Annotated in this window: 1 protein-coding gene and 1 pseudogene; one reads left to right on the top strand and one right to left on the bottom strand. The window is 73.4% G+C overall.

Annotated elements, in window-relative coordinates; translation table 11 throughout:
* Window positions 1–406, bottom strand: a 406-nt coding sequence (locus ACYVE7_RS35000; protein WP_460370964.1) for an EamA family transporter, incomplete at its 3' end; no start/stop codon positions are given.
* A 108-nt stretch (window positions 407–514) separates the two neighbouring features.
* On the opposite strand from ACYVE7_RS35000, the pseudogene ACYVE7_RS34995 reads away from it, so the two are divergent.
* Window positions 515–787: pseudogene (locus ACYVE7_RS34995) on the top strand (hypothetical protein); the annotation flags it as partial.

The raw sequence follows: 787 nt of genomic DNA, 5'->3' as shown, positions 1-787 counted from the left end.
CCAGCCCGGCCACCGCGACGCTCACCCCGACCGCCGCGCTGCGCCGCACCGGCAGCCGCCGCACCACCCCCACCCACAGCAGGAGCAGGACGGGCCCGGTGAACTCCAGCAGGCTCGCGATCCCCACCGGCAGCCGCGACGCCGCCACGAAGTACAGGGCCTGGCAGCCGACCACCCCGGTCAGCCCATAACCGATGATCCGCCCGAGCTGCGGACGCGCCGCCCCCCATCCGGCCCGTCCCCGCACCGCCCACGCCAGCAGCACCACCACCAGCGCCGCCCCCGCGATCCGCAGCCACGCCGCCTGCAACGGCGAGAACCCCGCCCCGACGAGGGCCTTCCCGCACGGCCCCGAAGCGCCGAAACACAGCGACGACAACACCGCCAGCAGGACTCCGCGCTTCACGCCACCACCCCGAATTTAAGGACCGAAAAGACCGACGGTCATTACATATCAGGGAAACGGGGCCAGGCATACCGGGCAGTCCCCATGAAGGCGACTACTATGCGGACGGTGACATGGCAGACCTCCGGCAGCCCCTCCGACGACCCCTTCGCCAAGGCCGCGGCCGACGTCCACACCATGACGTCGCACGCCTGGTGGCAGACCGCCACGCCCGCCCAACGGGCTCAGCAGGTCACCTCCACCATGCTCGCCGGGCCCGGAGAGTGGTGGTTGTTCGGCGCCTGGGGCCGCTGGTACCGGTCCGGCCTCGACGGGCAGTGGCACCCCACCCCGCCCCCGACCGAGTCCGCCGCCCGCCGCGCCCTGGCCACGGCCGCGCCC

The sequence above is a fragment of the Actinocorallia lasiicapitis genome, assembly GCF_054778695.1.
Note: the sequence above shows the minus strand (reverse complement) of the source record. Positions and strands in the feature narration are given on the sequence as shown.